The sequence below is a fragment of the Pantoea sp. E2023-21 genome (genome assembly GCF_051302795.1).
Taxonomy (GTDB): Bacteria; Pseudomonadota; Gammaproteobacteria; order Enterobacterales; family Enterobacteriaceae; genus Pantoea; species Pantoea ludwigii_A.
Genome location: NZ_CP195344.1, coordinates 985,482 through 1,001,148, shown reverse-complemented (window position 1 = coordinate 1,001,148; position 15,667 = coordinate 985,482). Strand labels below are relative to the sequence as shown.

Sequence of the window (15,667 nt, the reverse complement as noted above, 5' to 3'; positions counted from 1 at the left end):
AAACATTTTCAACACCGCAAACAGTAATAATCCGTCATACTATTAACGCTTTTCAAACAATTGAAAAAACGATTAACATACGCGCCATTAATGTTCCACTTGGTACATTCCACGCCCTTTTTACGGTCTTTCATAATGAAAATAGCTTTACTGCGCCAGGCTTCATTACTGATGTTGCCTGCGATGTCGCTGGCGGCTGGCGCTGCCAGCAATACTATGGTGGTGAGTGCTGCGCCTGCAGCGTCCGGCCTTTCTGAGCTCGACACGCCCGCGGCGGTCAGCGTGGTGTCTGGCGACGATATGCGCCACGCCGCACCGCGCGTGAATTTGTCAGAAAATCTCGCCAGCGTGCCCGGTTTGCAGATTCAGAATAGGCAAAACTATGCGCAGGATTTGCAGATTTCAGTGCGTGGTTTTGGATCACGATCGACGTTCGGCCTGCGCGGCATCCGTATGTACGTTGATGGGATTCCCGCCACCATGCCCGATGGCCAGGGACAAACGTCCAACATCGATATCGGCTCGATCGATCACATCGACGTGCTGCGCGGCCCCTTCTCCGCGTTGTACGGTAACTCGTCGGGCGGGGTGATTAACGTTGAAACCGAAACCGGACAGCAACCGACCACGCTTGAAGCCAGCAGCTGGTACGGCAGTTACGGCAGCTGGCGCAACAGCGTGAAAGCCAGCGGTGCAACCGGCGACGGTACGCAAGCCGGGGATGTCAATTACACGGTTTCCGCCTCGCGCTTTACCACCCACGGTTTTCGCGATCACAGCTCGGCGCAGAAAAATCTCGGCAACGCCAAGCTTGGCGTGCGCATTGATGATGTCAGCACCCTGACGCTGCTGTTCAACAGCGTGCACGTTGAAGCGCAGGATCCAGGTGGTTTGACCGCCGAGCAGTGGAAAGATAATCCGCGCCAGGTAGCCAGCAACGTAACCTTGTACGATGCGCGTAAAACCGTCGATCAGACGCAAGCGGGACTGCACTATCAGCGCCAGATGAGTGAAAACGACGATCTCAGCGTGATGATGTACGCGGGTGAACGTGAAACTACGCAGTATCAATCGATTCCCAAAGCCACCCAGTTGCGCGCAGGTTATCCCGGCGGCGTGATTTCGCTGTCCCGCCATTATCAGGGCATTGATACGCGCTGGACGCACCGCGACGCACTGTTCACCCTTCCGGTGACCTTCACCGCCGGCCTCGACTATGAAACCATGACCGAGAAGCGCAAGGGTTATCAGAATTTTAGCGGCGACGAATTGGGCGTACAGGGCGATATGCGGCGTAATGAACGCAACCTGATGTGGAATCTTGATCCCTATCTGCAAACTGCGTGGCAGCTGACCGATAAATTATCGCTGGATGCGGGCGTGCGTTTCAGTACCGTCAATTTCGACTCCAACGATTACTACGTTACCGCCACCGATCCTGATGACAGCGGCAATCGTCGCTACCATCGCTGGTTACCGGCGGCTGCACTGAATTATGCGATTGATAACAGCTGGAACGCCTACGTTTCTGCCGGTCGCGGTTTCGAAACGCCGACGCTGAATGAGTTGTCGTATCGCGCAGCCGATCAAGCCGGACTGAATCTCAACTTGCAACCCGCCACCAGCGAAACCGTTGAACTGGGCAGTAAAAAACGTATCGGCAATGGCCTGCTAACCGCTGCGATTTTCCAGACCGACACTAAAAACGAGATCGTTTCGGACAGCAGCTTTGAAGGCCGCACCAGCTACAAAAACGCCGGTGAAACGCGTCGTCGCGGCTTAGAGCTGGGCCTCGACCAGCAGTTCGGCGAGAGCTGGCGTTTCAAAGCCGCATGGACCTTGCTGGATGCCCGTTATCGCTCTAACGTCTGCGGCACCGAAAGCTGCGACGGCAACCGCATTCCCGGCATTGCCCGCAACATGGCTTACGCCGGCTTGGCTTACGCGCCCGATCAAGGCTGGTATGCCGGAACCGATGTGCGCTACCTGAGCGATATCGCCGCGGATGATGAGAACGATGTAAAAGCGCCGTCTTACACCGTGGTTGGCGTGAACAGCGGTTATAAATGGCTGGTGCAGAACTGGACGCTGGATCTGTTTGGCCGCGTCGACAACCTGTTTGATCGCAACTACATCGGTTCGGTGATCGTCAATGAAAGCAACGGTCGCTACTACGAACCGGCGCCAGGCCGCAACTACAGCGTGGGTCTGACAGTGAGTTATGCGTTTCAGTAAATAAACGCGTTCTTACGGTTGAAATCCAGGCCCTGCAAGCTTATTGCGGGGCTTTTTTTTGCGCAAATATTGTTCACCTCAATCAATCGTACTATCGTGATGTAGCAACATAACTACATGCCATGGAGGTCTTTATGACAGTGACTCGTATAACTAGTCGAGCATTTAATCAGGAAGTTTCACGTGCCAAGAGAGCCGCAGAAGAAGGCCCGGTCTATATTACTGACCGTGGCAATCCTGCACATGTTTTACTGACGTTTGAAGCGTATAAGAAACTCACTGGATCAAACAGAAGCATCGTTGAATCACTGGCCATGTCAGACGGCGTTGACATCGACTTTGAGCCTGAACGTGTAACCATCAACACCAGGGATGTGGAGTTCTAATGCGTTATTTGCTGGATACCCATGTTATTTCTGAACTACGTAAGGCAGGGACGCCTAAAGCCAATCCTCAGGTCGTTGCCTGGGCCAAAACCATTGATGCAGATGAGATGTTTATCTCAGCATTAACATTGATGGAGATCGAAAAAGGCATTCTGAAATTTTCCCGGAAAGACCCACAACAAGCTCATCATCTGCAACGTTGGTATCAAGAGCAGGTTCTCACTGAATTTGCCTGGCGCACACTTTCGATTGATAGCGCTATTGCCCGCCTTTGCGCACAGCTACATATTCCCGACGAACGCCCGCATACCGATGCGCTGATCGCAGCGACGGCCATTTATCATGATTTAATTCTGGTCACTCGAAACGTACAGGATTTTGACACGACTGGCGTGATGCTGCTGAATCCGTGGCGGGCATTGTAGGGCAGACATACATGGCGACCTGCAAACCAGGTGCGCATCAATGCGCACCCTACGAAAACCCAACTCTATATACGTAAGGTCGCCATTGATGGCGACCGAAGTTGTCTTTTACTTCAGCAACGCCAGCACATCTTCAGTTGTGCCGGTTTCACCCAGACGCGGGAAGATGCGCTCAACGCTGTTTTTGTGCGTTTCGGCATCCAGGCACGTCATCGCATCGGTTGCCAGCGTGACGTTGTAACCTAATTCATATGCCTGACGCGCCGTCGATTCCACGCCAATGCTGGTGGCGATACCGCAAACAACCACTTGCGTGATGCCACGCTGCTGCAGCTGCTCATGCAAATCCGTGTTGTGGAAGGCGCCCCAGGTTTTTTTGGTGATGGTGATATCGCCACGTTGCTGCGCCACATCCGGCACTAAAGTGGCCCAATCGGCCGGCAGTTCGCCAGCGTGTTTAGGCTGTTCATTACGGCCTGGCGCACCGCCCGCTACGTTGACCAGCACCACCGGGCGCTTTTGTCCACGAAATGCATCGGCCAGGCGCGCTGAGCGCTCAATCACTTCATGCGCCTCTAACGGTGCGACAGGTAACGCGACAATGCCGTTTTGCAGGTCAATCACAATCAGCGCGGTGTTGTCGTCAAGGGTAGTTAAAGCCATGTTGAGTCCTCTCAGGATTATTGGTCAGCAAGTCGTTGCAGTAAGGGAATGGCGGCCAGCAGCGTTTGCTGTTCGTGGGCATTGAGCTGCGTCGCGATGCTGTCCACCAGCCAGTCATCGCGCTGTGCGCGATTGGCGGCGATCAGTTGCAGGCTCGCAGCAGTGGGTTGATAGCGCGTTTTACGGCCATCCAGCGGATCGGCGGCACCCTGCACCATGCCCAGCGTTTGCAAGCTGGCCACTGTGGCGCCCATCGACTGCGTGCGCACACCTTCAAGCGTTGCCAATTCAGTGACCGTCATTGCGCCATCGCGTACCAGATAACCGAGTACCGACACCTGCGGCCAGGTGAGATCGCCCGGCGGCGCAGATTCCCGCAGGCGACGCGCCAGTTTGCCATTGATGCTACGCAGTAACGCGGCCGCGCTATTTAGGTCGCTCATGGCACCTTCTCCTTAGTGATGAGCCGCGAGTATATAAATACGAAGGCAAACTGTGTAGTTTACCTTCGTATCAATTTGTAATTGCGCGCGCTGTCAACGGGTTTCGTAGGGTGCGCATTGATGCGCACCGGGTGTTCGTCGCCATGAATGGCGAACTGCCAAACAGTTTAGCGCCCATCACATCACCGCACATTCCGTAGCAGCGCGATTTATCGCGCAATGAATTGCGCCGCTACGGGCGCTGCAGATAGTGAATCAAACTGTGAAACCGCAGCGGCGTGCTGAGAGGATTGCGGTAGCTGTGCGGTGTATCGGCGGCAAACTGGCTGGCCTCGCCAGAGAGCAAGCGGCGCCAGGTGCCTTCCACGCCCAGCAACAATTCGCCCTCCAGCACCACAACCTGCTCAATCACTCCGCTTTCATGCGCCGATGAATCGCTCTGCGCGCCACCCGCCAGCGTAACTTCCAGTAGGTCAAAACGCAGTGTGGCATCGTACGGCAGCAGCGGCTTGACCTGCATCTGCGCATTGGGCTGGCTGAATGTCGCCGCGCTGCCCGGTGGGTGATCGCTGCCCTGCACAAAGAAGGAAAACGGCACGTTAAAGCCGGTGGCGATTTTCCACAGCGTCGCCACCGTGGGGCTCGATTCACCGCGTTCAATCTGGCCAAGCATCGCTTTACTCACGCCGGTGCGATCCGCAGCCAGCGTCAGGCTCCAGCCGTTGGCCTGACGCAGTTGCTTCAGCGCCAGACTCAAATATTGATGCAAATTTTCCATGTATTCTCCCAAAAGCTCGCGCGCAGTGTATCACTTGTGCGCTATAACGCTCCATGCCACAATGTGCGTTATAACGCACAACCGGATGTGATCTGATGACAACCGCCGCCTCACACAGCGCCTTCTCTTTCCCGATGCTGATTTCAGGATTTATCGCCGTGCTGGTCGGCTACAGCAGCACCGCGGCACTCATTTTTCAGGCAGCACAAGCGGCTGGCGCTTCGCCAGAACAGATTGGTGGCTGGTTTTCAATGTTGGGCATCGGCATGGGACTGGCGTCATTTGGCTTGTCGTTGTGGACGCGCATGCCGATCCTCGCCGCCTGGTCAACGCCTGGCGCGGCGCTGCTCGCCACCAGCGTGCAGGGTTTGACGCTGAATGAAGTGGTTGGCGTGTTTGTAGCGACTAACCTGTTGATTGTGTTATGCGGTATCACCGGCCTGTTCGCCCGATTAATGAATTACATTCCACAGTCGCTGGCAGCGGCGATGTTGGCCGGGATTCTGCTGAAGTTTGGCATCAGTACGTTTAGCGGGTTACAGAGTAATTTCGCGCTGTGCGGCAGCATGTGCCTGGTATGGCTGATTAGCCGTCGCTGGCTGCCGCGCTACGCGATTATTCTGGCCTTGATCGCGGGCGTGCTGGTGGCGCTCGGTCAGCAAGCAATCCACTTTCCGCCGCATGCGCTGGCGATCAGTCGGCCGGTATTCATCATGCCGCAGTTTACTCTGACGGCGCTGATTGGCGTCGGTTTACCCTATTTTCTCGTGACGATGGCATCGCAAAACGCGCCCGGCATCGCCACCCTGCAGGCGCACGGCTATCAGCCGCCGGTGTCCGCGCTGACCGGCTGGACTGGATTTATCGCCTTAGTGCTGTCGCCGTTTGGCGGCTTTTCGGTGTGTATTGCCGCCATTACCGCCGCCATCTGTATGGGCGACGATGTCGATGCCAATCCGGCGCGCCGCTGGATGGCGTCCGCAATCGCCGGCGTGTTCTATCTGTTGACCGGCCTCACCGGCGGATTGATTGCCGTGATGCTGAGCGCCCTACCGCCGGTGTTGATTGCCACACTGGCAGGACTGGCGCTGCTGGCGACGCTCTCCGGCAGTTTGCAGCGCGCGTTAGCCGAGCCCGATCAGCGCGACAGCGCCATCGTGGCGTTTCTGATCACCGCCAGTGGCATTTCGCTGCTCGGCATCGGCTCCGCCTTTTGGGGTTTGATCGGCGGCATGCTGACGTATTTGATCCTTTCCCCGCGCAGCCGCGCTTAAAAATTCAACAATCTTCTCTGCACGCGGGAAAAACGCCCTGTTTTTCCCCCTTTATCAGCCGTTTGATTTGTCTGCATTTGGCTTAAGATCACTATTATCGCCAAAAACACACACTGTTCTGCCTCAGACAACCACCGATAAGGGCCCAACGAGTGGCAAAAACTTTTCTGCGCAGCGGCAATCTAGATACGTTACTGGCACTGGGTGAAAACGGCCAGCCGGTCTGGACGTCCGCGCTGCAAATCCGTGAAACCTTGCGCCTGCGCCGCCAAACTACGCTGGCCAATTGCCTCGCGATTCCGCAGGTTAACGAGCGCGGTGACCGCCTCGATTGGTATGCCCCTTTTAACGGCAAAGTAAAATCCTGGCTGGGTGCCAGCGATCATGAGCGCCGTCAGGCGCTGGAACTGCTGACGCTGAACCAGCAGGATCTGCTGGCGCTGAGCCTGCGTGCGCGCGACGCTGAGAATCCGGCGATGCGCTTGTTTGGCGCGCTGCTGAGCAAAACCCTGCAGTTCCCGGATCAGCAGTACGTTTATCTGGTGGATGGCAAACCGGTGATCACCTTCTGGGGATTTGTCGATCCGCAGGCGCGCTCACGCGATGACGCATTGGCCTGCCTGCGCGATTCGCTGGAAGATGAACTGCCACCGCTGCTGCCAGACCCGCCAGCGCCCGCTCCGCTGGTGGTTGCGCCGGTGATTGCGCCGCTGATCGACGTGCCGCCTGCCGCTGCCGAACCGGTGAACGAGCCTGAAGCTGAAATCGACGCACCGGTGGCTGACGTCATTCCTGAGCCCGTGCCTGAACCCGCACCCGAACCTGTCGCGCCGCCCCGTCGCGCCTTTGCCGTACGTCCGCTGATGCTGCTGTTGCCGGTTGCCGCGGTCGTCGCCGCTGGCGTCGCCTTCTGGCTGCACAGCGCGCCGCAACCTGCTGCGACAACGGGGGTAGACAGCGCTGTGCCGAGCAGCAAGCCGTCTGCCGTCATGGTTAACGCGGAAAAACTCGCCACCACCTTGCCGCAAACTGCCGCGACCGTCATCGCCGCTGCGCCGGTGGCCGCGCCTGCCGCACCGCCTGAAGTGGTGGCAGAACACACCGAACCGGCCAAAGCCGATGATCTGGTGATGACCACTGACGATGCACGCGTTGGCTCGGTGAAATTTATCAATGGCACCTGGCGCGTCACCTTGCGTCAAACCAATCTGCCAACTGGCAAGCCGCCAAGCCTGCGCTATCAGATCCGCAACGGCAAAGGCACCGCCACCATTACCCAGGGCGACAACATCCGCTGTAAAGCCGATGTCACCGCCGCGATGACCACCGCCGGCAGCATGGAAGTGCGCAGCCGCTATACTGCGACGTGCAGCGATAAATCGCGTTACCGCATGCCCGAACTGGTGTGTAAAGCCGGTGATGGCATCGCTAGCTGTACTGCGCAATACGGCGCAGATCAGGTGTTCCCGTTGACGATTAAGCGTGAGAGTAAGTAAACATGTTGGCTCCCCTCATCGATGACAAACAGAAAATCACGCTGATTGAAGATAGCGGTGTGCAGTTTCTTGATTTTGGTTTGCGTTTACCTGCGTTGCAGGCACGCCGCCAGTTCGTCCGCCAAACGGCGAATGGCCCGCTGCTGCGCCTCAACGTTGACGGTAACAGCGGCAAATTCCTGCTCTTCCCGGAAGATGGCGGCGCGGCGGAAGTGGTGCGGCCGGAAACGGATATCGCGCTGGCCGATTCACTGAAACTGCTGGCGCAGCAGTGGCTACCGCTGCCGGTGCTACGCTGCACCAGCGGACGTCGTTTTATTGGCGGGCCGGATAACTGGGCGCGTTTGCATCTGGCACCGCTGACGCAACCCGACGCGGCGGGCAACACCCATCGCATCACGCTCGCTTTTGATACGCGCATTGTGTCAGAACAGGATGGCGGCGAGCAGCACGGCTTAAGCAAAGCCGATGCGCAGAATGGCGTCAGTTTCGCCCTCGCCTGGCACAATTACGAGCTGGGCGAATTCCTTGATCACACGTGGGTTGATGGCTGGCTGCGTGAAACCTTTAGCCAGCAGGTGCATGCGCTGGAATCGCGTCGCGAACAGGAGCTGAATCAGGCGCTACGTGAATTTGAATATCAGGCGCACTACCTTAATCTGCTGGAACTGCTGGGCGAACAGCTCGATCTGGCGGAAATCACTATTCAAGCGGCGTCACATCAAACCCCGGCGGTTAATGTCGATATCATTCTCGACGTCGGCAACTCGCATACCTGCGGCATTCTGGTGGAAGACCACGCCGAAGAGAGCAGCGGCCTGCGTCAAACCTATGAGCTGCAGCTGCGCGATCTCTCCGAGCCGCATCAGGTTTATAACGAGCTGTTCGATAGCCGCGTGGAGTTTGCGGAAACGCGCTTTGGCAAAGCCAATTTTTCGCTCGAGAGCGGCCGTGAAAAAGCGTTTATGTGGCCGTCATTGACGCGTGTAGGACGTGAAGCCAGCCGTCTGGCGCTGCTGCGTGCCGGTACCGAAGGCAGCACCGGTTTATCCAGCCCACGCCGCTATTTGTGGGATGAAGCGCGCTATCAGCCAGGCTGGCGCTTCAACGCCAACGGCAGCAGCGATGAGCCGCAGGCCACCGCATTGCCGTTTACCTTGCTGGTCAATGACGAAGGCCAGCCGCTGCACGCGCTGGCGGAAGACGATCGCTTACCCGTGTTCTCAGCCAGCTACAGCCGGAGTTCGCTGATGACCTTTATGCTGTGTGAGCTGCTGGCGCAGGCGATGATGCAGATGAACAGCGTAGCGCAGCGCCAGCGCATGCCGCAAAGCCAGGCGCCACGCCAGCTACGTCATGTGATTTTGACGCTGCCCTCCGCCATGCCAAAGCCGGAGCGTGAGATTTTCCGTCGCCGCATGCAGGAAGCCATCGCGCTGGTGTGGAAAGCTGAAGGCTGGCATCCGGCCGAAGAGCCCTTTACCGCCGCCAGCCAGGCGCACAGCCTGCGTCCGGTGCCGGACGTGCAGATGGAGTGGGACGAAGCCACCTGCGGCCAAATGGTGTGGCTGTTCAACGAAACTCAGGTCAACTTTGCCGGTCGCGCAGAAGATTTCTTTAGCAGCATGGCGCGTCCGGATCGTCCGCGTGAAGTTGATGAGCTGCCAGGTAAAAGCCTGCGCATCGCTTCAATTGATATCGGCGGCGGCACCACCGACTTAGCTATTACCCAATATCGCCTCGATGACGGCCAGGGCAATAACGTCAAAATTACGCCGCGCTTACTGTTCCGCGAAGGCTTTAAAGTGGCGGGTGACGATATTCTGCTGGATGTGATTCAGCTGTGGATTCTGCCAGCGCTGCAGCAAAGTTTGCAGAAAGCCGGTTTGCAGCTGGCTGAGCCGCTGATGAACAAACTGTTCGGTCACGACAGTCGCATGGATGGACAGGCCACACTGCGTCAACAAGTGACGCTGCAGCTGTTTATTCCGCTGGCGCAGGCGGTGCTGGAACAGTATGAAAACTGGGATCCGCTCGACAGCCACAGCGAAATCAACGCGCTGTTCGGCGAGCTGGTGCCACAAAAGCCGGCCATCAACGTGATGGCATTTGTAAACGGTGAAATCCAGCGCACGCTCGGCAGCGACAGCCGTTTCGATCTGCTCGACGTGCCGTTGGTGGTCAGCATGGCGCAACTGCACGGTGAGTTCCTGCAACACCGCATGGCGATTATTCCGGCGCTGCGCGCGATGTGCGAAGTGGTGTCGCTGTACCAGTGCGATGTGCTGTTGCTCACCGGTCGCCCATCACGCTTCCCCGGCATTCAGGCGCTGGTGCGCCATCTGCAACCACTGCCGGGCAGCCGTATTTTGTCGCTGGAAGGCTATCACACCAGCGACTGGTATCCGTTCAACAAACAGGGGCGCATCGATAACCCGAAATCCACTGCCGCAGTGGGCGCGATGTTGTGCTTGCTGGCGCTCGATTTGCGCCTGAGCAGCTTCTGGTTCCGCGCCGGTGATTTCGAACCTTACTCCACCATTCGCTATCTTGGCGTGCTGGATGAGACCAGCGCGCTGAGCGACGACAATCTGTGCTACAGCGAGATCGATCTCGACAGCAGCAGCTTTGCGCTGGATCGCAAAAGCAGCTTCCGCATTCGCGGCAATGTCTGCCTCGGCTTCCGCCAGCTGGAAAACGATCGCTGGCCGGCCTCGCCGCTGTATAGCCTGAGCATTGTTGATCCGACGCTGGCGCGTCAGGTTGCCGGTGAAAGCGTGCTGCGCATCAAGCTGGCAGTGCAGCCGGGACCGGATAATCTTGGCCCGGAACGCTTAGTGCTGAGCGATGCACGCATGGATGACGGCACGCGTGTGCCGCTGGAACAACTGAGTCTGAAACTGAACACGCTGTCTGCCACCGGCAACGCGAATGCGCAATATTGGATCGACAGCGGGAGCGTCTGCAAACGATGAGAACTGCCAAAAAAGCCTCGCCGGTAACGCCTGCGAAACGTCTAAGCCTGATGCAGGAGACCCTGGACGGCGCGCTGAACTGGGTGGAAACCCATCAGGCGCACGCCCCGCGTCTGGCGATGGAAGCCGAAACCCTGACGCTGCAGCTGCGCCGCGCGCGCGTCGAAAGCCATGCGCTGGCGCGTCAACTGGCGCGCCCGGTGACGCTGGCGCTGTTTGGTCAGTCGCAGGCGGGCAAAGCCTGGCTGCTGAGTGAAATGGTCGGCGATGCGCAGGGCCAACTGATTGCGCGACTCGGCGATAAGACACTGAATTATTTCCAGAATATCAATCCCGGCAATGTGGATTTCGCTATCGCCACCCGCTTCAGCCATCTGCGCGAAACGCAGTCAAATGCCTGGCCGCTGGAGATGACGCTGCTGAGCGAAGTGGAACTGATTCGCCTGATGCTGGCCTGTGCCAACACGGACCTTCAGCCTGACACGGCACAGATCGATGCCGCACTGCAGCGGTTGCAGCGCCATCGTCAGGATGAACTGCAGCCGGGACTGGACAGCGATGCGCTGATCACGCTGTGGGCGTGGAGTCGTCGTCACCATCGTCATGCCGACATGCTCGATCGTCACTTTTGGCCGCAGGCGGTTGCGCTGGCGCCGTGGCTCAGCGTCGATGACCGCGTGCAGCTGTTTGCCCTGCTGTGGCCGGGTCAACACGCGCTGAACGAAAGCCTGCGCGACCTGATGCACTTACGCCACCAGCTGCGCCACGCACCGCGCGTATTAGCGCCGCTTAGCCTGCTGGCGGATGACGCCGCGCTGCCAGCGGAAAAACTGATTGGCAACGATGCTGATTGGCTGGAAATGATTGAAGTGTGTCCAATCGTCGCCAATCGTGTGGGAAAAGCGCAGCATGTACCGCTCGGTTTGCTGGCGCTGCTTACCCTTGAGATCACCCTGCCGCTGAGCTCCACGCCGCGTCAGGCGCTGTACGATGATGCAGATATGCTGGAGCTGCCCGCGCCGGGCACACCCGCCGATCGCGCCCAGCAAGATGAACTGGCGCAGTTGCGGAAACGCGATCCGCTGCGCGCCACCCTGCTGGAACAGAAACGCGCGCTGATGCCAGGACTGTACGCCGCGCGTCAGGGCATCGATTTGATGCTGATTTGTACCGCGGCCAGTCAGCGTCAGGACACCGATGTCGCCGCCAGCGCGCTGCGTGAATGGCACATGCATCAACCGATCGCCGCCAGCGGTGAGAAGCCGCGTCTGATTTGGGCAATTACGCCGCATGATGCGCGCTATCAGCAACAGCAGATTAACGTCGATGAAGCGGTGCAACGGCAGATTGGTCAGCCGGGTCAAAGCTGGGGGTCGATGTTGGCGCTCGATCGCGCCGGTGTCGATCGCATGGGCAGCTGGTTGCAGGATGAGATGCAGCCGGAAGCACGCCGCGATCGTCTGGCGCAGCAACTTAGCGCCTTGCAGCAGAAGTTGGTGGAGCGTTTGCAGCCGTGGACCGAGTCCACAGCCACGCCCGAACAGGCAGCACGCAAACAGGCCATCTCCGATACGCTGCTGAAATGTTTGCAACATCGTACCGGATTGCACGGTGAACTACTGGAGCGCCTCCAGCCTTCACGCGAAGCGGTACGCCAGCTGTGGCTGAGTCAAAGCAGCAGCACCCATATTCAGCACAGCGCCAAAACCGCGGCGGCTGAGCAGAGTTATTTTGGCATTGGCTTCGAGTTCGATCTGTTTAAAGATGAGCCGGTGGCCGCCCCTGAGCCGCGCAGTTCAGGTGGTCAGCGCGATCAGCAATTCCCGCAGCAGGTCTTTGCGCTGTGGCTCGAGCATTTACGTCAGTTGCCGGAAAGCCGCAGCCTGCTGGCGTTGCTCAACGTTGATAAACCGACGCTGGAGATGCTGGTAGAGGAGTTAATTACCGCCAGCTTCCGTCTCAAGGTGCTCAGCAAACTGCAGAGCGCGCTCAACGAGCCGGATGCGCAGGCTAGCGCGCATGAAGCGCGAACCGATCGCCAGGTTTCACGCGCCATGACAGTGCTGGGTGATTTTGTCGCGTGGCTGGGCTTTTTACAGCGTCCGGAAAGTGAACGTCCGGAGAGTCGCGTCAATCGCGGTCAGACGATTTTTGCGCGTCCGCCAGCGCCAAGCGTTAGTTTCTCGCCGGGACAGCGTTTAACCCGTCTGTCGGTCGCACCCGCCAATCACACTGCTTACTACATTTATGACTGGCTGGTGGGGTTGAATTCGGTGATCGTTGAGAATAATGGCTATACCGGCGGCGGCGATCTGCCTGCCAATGCGCGGCAGATGCTGGCGATTTTACTGCTGCCGCTGCACGCCTGATTTACGCCTCTCGTACCAGGCGCAGCTCGCCTTGCAACTGCTGCTGCGCCTCTTCAAGCAGCGCCAGCAATGGCGCAAACTCGCCACGTTTGCTGGCGTCATCGGCATGCACCAGATAGAACGTCGCAGGCAGCGCCATACCGCCGGTTAGCCAATCCCACATGGCATCCAGATTATTGCCAAAATCCATCGGGCAAGCGCTTTGCTGCGCCAGCGCGCGATAAAACGCCTGGCGGTCCGGTAAGTGTTGGAAGTCAAAATGGAGCGTCAACATGGTTAAGGCACCTGTTTGAAGCTGCGATAGTGATCGGTGGTGAGGAAAATCAGGCCATCGGAAGAGTAAAGCAGACGATCGGCATCGCGGTGACCGCAATCGTAATTGACGTCGGCTTCATACCATTGTCTACCCGGCTGCATCGGCAACCGTCTTTCACGATTACTAAAGCGATCGCCACCAATGGCGCGACCGGGCAAGACTTCGCACAAGTTGCCTTTGCCTGGATTCCAGCCCTGATGACGCGCTTCACCTTTGGTGAGATAGAGAGGAGGTAATTGATGATGTTGTTGCAGCCAACGCGCCACGGTATTGGCATCGGTGAGTTGCGAAATATCGGGGTGGCTTTTTGCCCATTTGTTGGACAAGTGCGGTTTTAACCCGAGCCACAGCGCGGCCAGGATCAGAATTAAGGCAATCCAAAGTTTCTTCGACATAGTGACATCCTGAATAACAGGACGACGATAGTAGCAGATTTAGGGCAGTGAATTTACAGCGGAAAGTAACGCGGGCCAGCCAAGCTGGCCCTGGCGGGGTGTTACTGCATTGCGCTGGCGGTTGGCGCGGCGTGACGACGCCATGCTCCCGGCGCTACGCCATATTGGCGTTTGAAGCTGCGGTTAAACGACTGCTGTGAATCGAAACCAAGTGAAATCGCGACGTTGAGAATCGGCTCGTTGCTGGTGGTCAAACGGTCGGCCGATTTTTTCAATTTCTTGTTACGAATGTATTCACCCAGTGGATAGCCGGTGTGCTCTTTGAACATCCGCTGTAGGTGCCACTTCGAGTAGCCAGCGCGCCCTGCTACGGTGTCCAGATCCAGACGTGCTTCAATGTTGTTATCAATCCAGTCGATTAGATCGTGAATAAATGCGTCGCTCATCATGCCATTCTCTCCCGTCGCCTCGGCGAACAGTATCAGTATCAGTATCAGTTGCAATTACACTTTAAGGGTGACCGATGTTGCCATTTAATGCAAGTTTTATTAGTACATTAAATGCCGCACAGCATGTAGGGGCTTTGCTCGCTGTGCAACGCAATGATCAAAACCGCACATAAAGTGTATCAGATATTCTTGCAGTTGCAGTTTGCACAAGCCTACACTCATCGCGTTTTAATGCAATCTTCAAAGTTGCAGATTTTTCGTACGTCTCCTTTCTTTATTCACCAAAGCGGAATAACAACAATGCATCTGCAAATAAATGGGGTTCGTCGGGCGGTAAGCCTGTCAGGAGTGATGTTGCTGGGAAGCCTGCTGGCCGGTTGCGATCGCGGTGTAGCGCAAAATGCCCCGCCACCGCCGCCCGAAGTGAGTGTCGCGCAGGTGGTAGAACAGAAAGTTAGCCAATGGGATAGCTTTAATGGCCGCTTCGAAGCGGTGCAGAGCGTGCAGCTGCGTCCGCGCGTTTCAGGCTATATCGATCAGGTCAATTATCGCGAAGGCGAAGAAGTGAAAAAAGGTCAGGTGCTGTTCACCATTGACGATCGCACTTATCGCGCCACGCTGGAACAGGCGCAGGCCGAGCTGGCCAATGCGCGTAGTCAGGCCACGCTGGCACGCAGTGAATCGGCGCGTACCGATAAGCTGATTGGCACCAATGTCGTTTCACGCGAAGAGTGGGAACAGCGTCGTTCTGCGGCCAATCAGGCGCAGGCCAGCGTATTATCCGCGCAAGCTGCGGTGGATATGGCGCAGCTCAACCTCGATTTCACCCGCGTTACCGCGCCGATTGAAGGTCGCGCTAGCCGTGCGATGATCACCACCGGTAATTTGGTTACCGCCGGCGACAGTGCCAGCGTGCTGACCACGTTAGTCTCGCAGGATCGCATGTACGTCTACTTCGACGTGGATGAAGCAACCTATCTGCATTATCAGGCGATGGCGCGTAAAGGTGAAAATCGCGGATCGCTGCCGGTGGAAGTGGCGCTGACCGGCGAAGAGGGTTTTCCGCATCGCGGCACCGTGGATTTCCTTGATAACCAACTGACCGCCAGCACCGGCACCATTCGCATGCGCGCCTCGCTGGATAATCAGCAGCGTCAGTTCACGCCGGGCCTGTTTGCACGCGTGCGCTTGCCGGGCAGCGCTGATTTCACTGCGCTGTTGATTGACGATAAAGCCGTACTAACCGATCAGGATCGTAAATACGTTTACGTGGTCGATGCGCAAGGCAAAGCCCAGCGCCGCGATATTCAGGCCGGTGAGTTAGCCGATGGTCTGCGCATTGTGCAGCAGGGCCTGAAACCCGGCGACAAGGTCATCGTTAACGGCTTGCAGAAAGTCTTTATGCCTGGCATGCCGGTGACCGCTCAACCGGTGGCGATGCGCTCCGCTCAATAACCTTCGAG

General features: G+C 57.5%; 14 protein-coding genes. 8 read left to right on the top strand and 6 right to left on the bottom strand.

The window, feature by feature from the left end; genetic code table 11:
- Nucleotides 1–135: 135 nt before the first annotated feature.
- The 3 genes from pqqU (at nt 136) to ACRQ84_RS04785 (ending at nt 3,046) form a co-directional block, all read left to right on the top strand.
- Entirely contained in the window at nt 136–2,235 is a 2,100-nt protein-coding gene (pqqU, locus tag ACRQ84_RS04795) for a TonB-dependent receptor PqqU (RefSeq protein ID WP_483817305.1), read from the top strand.
- A gap of 134 nt (nt 2,236–2,369) precedes the next feature.
- Entirely contained in the window at nt 2,370–2,621 is a 252-nt protein-coding gene (locus ACRQ84_RS04790) for a type II toxin-antitoxin system prevent-host-death family antitoxin (protein WP_483817304.1), read from the top strand.
- Nucleotides 2,621–3,046 (top strand): type II toxin-antitoxin system VapC family toxin, encoded by a 426-nt coding sequence (locus tag ACRQ84_RS04785; protein WP_483817303.1) that lies wholly within the window; start codon nt 2,621–2,623, stop codon nt 3,044–3,046. The genes ACRQ84_RS04790 and ACRQ84_RS04785 overlap by 1 nt, the downstream gene beginning before the upstream one ends.
- 108 nt (nt 3,047–3,154) lie before the next feature.
- On the opposite strand, the gene ACRQ84_RS04780 is transcribed toward ACRQ84_RS04785, so the two are convergent.
- The 3 genes from ACRQ84_RS04780 to ACRQ84_RS04770 all read right to left on the bottom strand — a co-directional run bounded on the left by ACRQ84_RS04780 (nt 3,155) and on the right by ACRQ84_RS04770 (nt 4,930).
- Nucleotides 3,155–3,709 carry an isochorismatase family protein gene (locus ACRQ84_RS04780; RefSeq protein WP_064741111.1) on the bottom strand — a complete coding sequence of 185 codons (555 nt, stop codon included), beginning with the start codon at nt 3,707–3,709 and terminating at the stop codon, nt 3,155–3,157.
- A gap of 17 nt (nt 3,710–3,726) precedes the next feature.
- On the bottom strand, nt 3,727–4,152 hold the full coding sequence (locus tag ACRQ84_RS04775; RefSeq protein WP_064741110.1) for a MarR family winged helix-turn-helix transcriptional regulator: 426 nt from the start codon (nt 4,150–4,152) through the stop codon (nt 3,727–3,729).
- Between the two features lie 232 nt (nt 4,153–4,384).
- Entirely contained in the window at nt 4,385–4,930 is a 546-nt protein-coding gene (locus ACRQ84_RS04770) for a helix-turn-helix domain-containing protein (RefSeq protein ID WP_064741109.1), read from the bottom strand.
- A gap of 95 nt (nt 4,931–5,025) precedes the next feature.
- Between ACRQ84_RS04770 and ACRQ84_RS04765 the strand changes: the two genes are divergently transcribed.
- The 4 genes from ACRQ84_RS04765 to ACRQ84_RS04750 all read left to right on the top strand — a co-directional run bounded on the left by ACRQ84_RS04765 (nt 5,026) and on the right by ACRQ84_RS04750 (nt 13,044).
- Nucleotides 5,026–6,204, top strand: coding sequence for a benzoate/H(+) symporter BenE family transporter (locus tag ACRQ84_RS04765; RefSeq protein WP_483817302.1), 1,179 nt, complete (start codon nt 5,026–5,028; stop codon nt 6,202–6,204).
- A 152-nt stretch (nt 6,205–6,356) separates the two neighbouring features.
- Nucleotides 6,357–7,700, top strand: coding sequence for an SrfA family protein (locus ACRQ84_RS04760; RefSeq protein WP_483817301.1), 1,344 nt, complete (start codon nt 6,357–6,359; stop codon nt 7,698–7,700).
- Nucleotides 7,701–7,702: 2 nt separating this feature from the next.
- The gene (locus ACRQ84_RS04755) at nt 7,703–10,675 is read left to right on the top strand and encodes a virulence factor SrfB (protein ID WP_483817300.1); all 2,973 of its coding nucleotides are present in this window, start codon (nt 7,703–7,705) and stop codon (nt 10,673–10,675) included.
- Nucleotides 10,672–13,044 (top strand): virulence factor SrfC family protein, encoded by a 2,373-nt coding sequence (locus ACRQ84_RS04750; RefSeq protein WP_483817299.1) that lies wholly within the window; start codon nt 10,672–10,674, stop codon nt 13,042–13,044. Before ACRQ84_RS04755 ends, ACRQ84_RS04750 begins: the two co-directional genes overlap by 4 nt.
- Nucleotide 13,045: 1 nt before the next feature.
- Here ACRQ84_RS04750 and ACRQ84_RS04745 read toward each other — a convergent pair whose 3' ends face one another.
- From ACRQ84_RS04745 to ACRQ84_RS04735, 3 genes are all read right to left on the bottom strand, one after another.
- Nucleotides 13,046–13,318 carry a barstar family protein gene (locus ACRQ84_RS04745; protein ID WP_064741104.1) on the bottom strand — a complete coding sequence of 91 codons (273 nt, stop codon included), beginning with the start codon at nt 13,316–13,318 and terminating at the stop codon, nt 13,046–13,048.
- Between the two features lie 2 nt (nt 13,319–13,320).
- Nucleotides 13,321–13,755, bottom strand: a complete 435-nt coding sequence (locus ACRQ84_RS04740; protein ID WP_483817298.1) for a ribonuclease domain-containing protein — start codon at nt 13,753–13,755, stop codon at nt 13,321–13,323.
- Nucleotides 13,756–13,856: 101 nt separating this feature from the next.
- Nucleotides 13,857–14,204: a helix-turn-helix domain-containing protein gene (locus ACRQ84_RS04735; protein WP_007891342.1), complete on the bottom strand. Its 348-nt coding sequence runs from the start codon at nt 14,202–14,204 to the stop codon at nt 13,857–13,859.
- A gap of 300 nt (nt 14,205–14,504) precedes the next feature.
- Between ACRQ84_RS04735 and ACRQ84_RS04730 the strand changes: the two genes are divergently transcribed.
- Nucleotides 14,505–15,659 carry an efflux RND transporter periplasmic adaptor subunit gene (locus ACRQ84_RS04730; protein ID WP_064741102.1) on the top strand — a complete coding sequence of 385 codons (1,155 nt, stop codon included), beginning with the start codon at nt 14,505–14,507 and terminating at the stop codon, nt 15,657–15,659.
- Nucleotides 15,660–15,667: the final 8 nt, after the last annotated feature.

Excerpts from the sequence above, each read along its gene's own strand:
- ACRQ84_RS04740 (WP_483817298.1), bottom strand. The coding sequence starts at position 13,755 with ATGTCGAAGAAACTTTGGATTGCCTTAATTCTGATCCTGGCCGCGCTG.
- ACRQ84_RS04755 (WP_483817300.1), top strand. The coding sequence starts at position 7,703 with ATGTTGGCTCCCCTCATCGATGACAAACAGAAAATCACGCTGATTGAA.
- ACRQ84_RS04780 (WP_064741111.1), bottom strand. The coding sequence starts at position 3,709 with ATGGCTTTAACTACCCTTGACGACAACACCGCGCTGATTGTGATTGAC.
- ACRQ84_RS04775 (WP_064741110.1), bottom strand. The coding sequence starts at position 4,152 with ATGAGCGACCTAAATAGCGCGGCCGCGTTACTGCGTAGCATCAATGGC.
- ACRQ84_RS04770 (WP_064741109.1), bottom strand. The coding sequence starts at position 4,930 with ATGGAAAATTTGCATCAATATTTGAGTCTGGCGCTGAAGCAACTGCGT.
- ACRQ84_RS04790 (WP_483817304.1), top strand. The coding sequence starts at position 2,370 with ATGACAGTGACTCGTATAACTAGTCGAGCATTTAATCAGGAAGTTTCA.
- ACRQ84_RS04745 (WP_064741104.1), bottom strand. The coding sequence starts at position 13,318 with ATGTTGACGCTCCATTTTGACTTCCAACACTTACCGGACCGCCAGGCG.
- ACRQ84_RS04765 (WP_483817302.1), top strand. The coding sequence starts at position 5,026 with ATGACAACCGCCGCCTCACACAGCGCCTTCTCTTTCCCGATGCTGATT.
- ACRQ84_RS04785 (WP_483817303.1), top strand. The coding sequence starts at position 2,621 with ATGCGTTATTTGCTGGATACCCATGTTATTTCTGAACTACGTAAGGCA.
- pqqU (WP_483817305.1), top strand. The coding sequence starts at position 136 with ATGAAAATAGCTTTACTGCGCCAGGCTTCATTACTGATGTTGCCTGCG.
- ACRQ84_RS04730 (WP_064741102.1), top strand. The coding sequence starts at position 14,505 with ATGCATCTGCAAATAAATGGGGTTCGTCGGGCGGTAAGCCTGTCAGGA.
- ACRQ84_RS04735 (WP_007891342.1), bottom strand. The coding sequence starts at position 14,204 with ATGATGAGCGACGCATTTATTCACGATCTAATCGACTGGATTGATAAC.
- ACRQ84_RS04750 (WP_483817299.1), top strand. The coding sequence starts at position 10,672 with ATGAGAACTGCCAAAAAAGCCTCGCCGGTAACGCCTGCGAAACGTCTA.